This window comes from Thiothrix eikelboomii (genome assembly GCF_900167255.1).
Taxonomy (GTDB): domain Bacteria; phylum Pseudomonadota; class Gammaproteobacteria; order Thiotrichales; family Thiotrichaceae; genus Thiolinea; species Thiolinea eikelboomii.
In genome coordinates, this window is sequence record NZ_FUYB01000045.1 from 1 (window position 1) to 3,358 (window position 3,358).

4 protein-coding genes are annotated in these 3,358 nt (G+C 43.2%); 3 read left to right on the top strand and 1 reads right to left on the bottom strand.

Going from position 1 to position 3,358, the window contains the following annotated elements; genetic code table 11:
* Nucleotides 1-332: AAA family ATPase (locus B5D50_RS19885; RefSeq protein WP_159448692.1), on the bottom strand; the 332-nt coding region annotated here is incomplete at its 3' end.
* A 187-nt stretch (nucleotides 333-519) separates the two neighbouring features.
* Between B5D50_RS19885 and B5D50_RS19890 the strand changes: the two genes are divergently transcribed.
* The 3 genes from B5D50_RS19890 to B5D50_RS19900 all read left to right on the top strand — a co-directional run bounded on the left by B5D50_RS19890 (nucleotide 520) and on the right by B5D50_RS19900 (nucleotide 3,301).
* Nucleotides 520-1,548: an IS630 family transposase gene (locus tag B5D50_RS19890; RefSeq protein ID WP_159448693.1), complete on the top strand. Its 1,029-nt coding sequence runs from the start codon at nucleotides 520-522 to the stop codon at nucleotides 1,546-1,548.
* Between the two features lie 177 nt (nucleotides 1,549-1,725).
* The gene (locus B5D50_RS19895; RefSeq protein ID WP_078924390.1) at nucleotides 1,726-2,481 is read left to right on the top strand and encodes a hypothetical protein; all 756 of its coding nucleotides are present in this window, start codon (nucleotides 1,726-1,728) and stop codon (nucleotides 2,479-2,481) included.
* Nucleotides 2,482-2,614: 133 nt separating this feature from the next.
* Nucleotides 2,615-3,301, top strand: a complete 687-nt coding sequence (locus tag B5D50_RS19900) for a hypothetical protein (protein WP_078924391.1) — start codon at nucleotides 2,615-2,617, stop codon at nucleotides 3,299-3,301.
* The last annotated feature ends 57 nt before the right edge of the window (nucleotides 3,302-3,358 follow it).

Genomic DNA, 3,358 nt, shown 5'->3' on the forward strand with positions numbered 1-3,358 from the left:
TGGGTATCTAAGGCATGGGTGAGGCCTTGGATGTCCGTGAATTTGCCGCTGCCAAAGCTAAAGCGCAATACCGGATACTTGACCGACCAATCCCAGTGCGGATGCACCGCTAAGCCTTGAAAGAGGGCTTCATGACCTTCAAACAGTTCTTTGAGGGTATCTAAGAACAGGCTTTTCCCGAAGCGGCGGGGGCGGGAAAGGAAGTAGTGAGTGCCCTGCTTGATCAAATCTAAAGCAATTGCCGTTTTATCGACATAGTAGTAATCGCCTTGGCGAATTTTGGCGAAGGTTTGGATGCCAAGTGGGAGCTTTTTGCAAGGGGACGTAGACATAACAAAGATTCGCGAGTCGGTGAGGATTCAAGCTAGTTTAGCATGATCGGCGTTATAGTGCTGGTGCTTAGTTTTAATAGAATTAATCATTAAAAAAATGCTGAAAAAGGTCAGTATACCAGTGGTAAATGAGAATTCGGTAAAGTTACACTATCCGCCGATACGCTAACGCTCAAGGATGCAGCCGATGTTGGATTACACGCTTTCTGTTGCAGAATTAGCAACACTTCGTGAAGCTCACCGCAAAGAAAAGAAAAAACGTCTGGCAGACCGCCTCAAAGCAGTTTACTTGCTGGGCAGCGGTTGGACAGCTCAAAAGGTATCGGAAGCACTATTAGTGGATGAAGATACGATCCGTAACTGGTTTCACCTTTATCAAGCGGGTGGACAAAAGCGACTCCTGCACTGGCAAGTGGGAGGCAGCAAGCCATACCTGAACGTAGGCCAACAAATGACACTCAAGCAGCATGTGACGAAAACCCTGCATAGCACTTGCAAAGCGGTCGGTCAGTACATCCGGCAACAGTTTCAAGTGAACCATGCGCCGCGTAGTGTATCCGCCCTGCTAAGGCGGTTGGGGTTTTCCCACAAGAAACCCAAAGTCGTGCTGGGTAAAGCGGATGCCGTCGCCCAAACGCAATTCATCGCGCATTGGGAAATGCTGAAAGCCAACCTCGGTGAGCAGGATGACGTGTATTTTATGGATGCGACGCACCCCCAACACAACACCCAAGCAGGCTATGGCTGGATACTTAAAGGTCAAGATTTCAACCTGCACTCCAACACTGGACTGGAACGTCTCAATATCAATGGCGTGTTTTCTTTCAAGACATTACGTCCGCTCATTCGTACCGAAGAAACCATTAATGCTCAAGCTGCCATTCGCTTATTGGAAGACCTCGAAGCCGCGCAACCCGTGGGGAAAATCCACATCATTGCGGATAATGCACGCTACTACCGTTCAGCATTAGTGAAAGCCCATCTAGCAACAGAAGGATGCCGTATTCAGATACATTTTTTGCCGCCTTACTCCCCGAACCTCAACCTGATCGAACGCTTGTGGGGATTTTTTAAACGCAAGGTGATCTATGGCACTTACTACGATACCTTCGTGAAATTTAAAAATGCCACGTTGGGTTTCTTTCGGGATATTGGCAAGCATCACCAAGAATTAAGCACATTGATGACCGATAATTTTAGGGTTGCCAAAATATGAAAACCGAATTCTCAATTGCCGACGGTATATTTAGGCTATAAGCAAACGAAGGTATTTCCGCTATTCCATTTATTAGCCCTTGCAAAGGAGTTATTTCAGATGAACCGCAGAACCTTCCTAAGCCTATCCGTTTTCTTGGCCTGCTATCCGCAATTAAGTTTTGCAAATAACTCCTACATGGCAATTGGTAGCGAGTACCCCGTTCAACATGTGTTAAATACCCGTGATTTGGAGCGGTTGATAGAGAAGCTGGAAAGTACCTGCCAAACCCTAGAAAAGCAAAGTCGAGTCTCAAGTGTTGCTGCTATTGCTGAAGCCCATCGTGATTTCCAAGCGAATACCAAGAAAGCTATTGAGTCCTTAAAAAAGGTTGAAAGAAAACTAGAACGTGCTGAGCTTAGTTTAGCGCTTTCTTATATTGGTGCTAGTTTAACGGCAGTAGGCGTGGGCGTGGAGCTGGGTGCATTGTTGGGGGTAGCGGGTGCTATTGCTTTGGCTGCTCCGATTGGCGCTGTCGTATTTGTTGGAAGCCTGTCTTTAAGTATTACCCAACTCATCATTAATAATGATAATAAAGCGTTGGGTGATTTATTAATAAATCGTGTAGGGGATTATATTTATTTTATAGGACTGAGTGGGGCAACAGGTGATTTAATGAAAGCAGTATCACGCTCTTTCTCCGTGTTTAATATAGCTAAAGCGATTTATGATCTTGATAAAAGTAGCGATGAAAAAAATAAGCTTGAAAATGAAGTTAAAGAATTAAAAGCGACTTTAAAAAACATGCAAGAAATAGATTCTTATGAGAAGTTTCAGGCCTTGTATATAGGGAATTGTAAGCGAACTGTTAGTTGGTTAAAAGCATTTAAGGAGTTGACTAAAGATACCGATGGGCGTATTAATCAAAGTCAACCCACACTGATGATGCATTGAGTGAAATAACCCATGAAAACATCTAGCTAGATATTGTTTGTAAATATTAATTTTTGGTCATTTATCTAGAGTTCAGTTTACAGTCTCAACAGTGTGAGTGATTATTGTTAATTTCAGAGGGAGAAGTACTGTTATGTTTCACAACAAACTAAACCAATTAGCCTTAGCCCTTATTCTTGCCTGCACAGGGACTAGTGTAAGTGCAGCGGATAATCCAGCTTCTACCGCTGATAAAGTAATGTCTGATCTATCATTCGACATAGATAATATCTATACCACACTTCAGCTAGAGAGCTTAGCGAGTCAAGTGGTTGTTTATACGAACTCGAAGAACAATAAGTTTTTTACAGTGCCTTATCTGTTGCCGAATTGGAAAAGCTATAAAGAGCAGTTGGATAAATTGTCTGCAAGCAGCCCACAAACAGCACAAATCCATGAGATTAAGTTCCCGATTAGACTAGTGGACAAAATAGTTCAGGATGAAATCTTGGGTAAGTTGAATAGCCTTCCAGATTCTGAGGGCAAAATAAAGAAAATTAATTCAGGGGATCTAGGAGTGGTTCCCTTCGTTTTTTACCAAATTAAGGTGAATTTGGGTGGGCAGGAACGGTTGGTGTATAGCAGTGTTGACTTAAGTACCCTTAATAATAAGCTCATACCTACGACGGCTTTAGGTGCTGCTGATCAGGTTATCAGTCTCAAAGGAACCTTAGAGGAGTTGAGTGAGTTTTACAAGGATAGAACTGACTCAAGCAAGATTACTGGCACTTTGTATTCAGCCGGCTCTGTACACGACAAAACATTTAACCCATTGATTTAGTGAGTTGACTACCTATAAAGATGAAAGTCCATCGCCCCTATGTTTTACTCTCTAGTT

What these genes read in the sequence shown, in the direction of transcription:
- B5D50_RS19890 (WP_159448693.1), top strand. Translation starts at nt 520, where the DNA reads ATGTTGGATTACACGCTTTCTGTTGCAGAATTAGCAACACTTCGTGAA.
- B5D50_RS19895 (WP_078924390.1), top strand. Translation starts at nt 1,726, where the DNA reads ATGGCAATTGGTAGCGAGTACCCCGTTCAACATGTGTTAAATACCCGT.
- B5D50_RS19900 (WP_078924391.1), top strand. Translation starts at nt 2,615, where the DNA reads ATGTTTCACAACAAACTAAACCAATTAGCCTTAGCCCTTATTCTTGCC.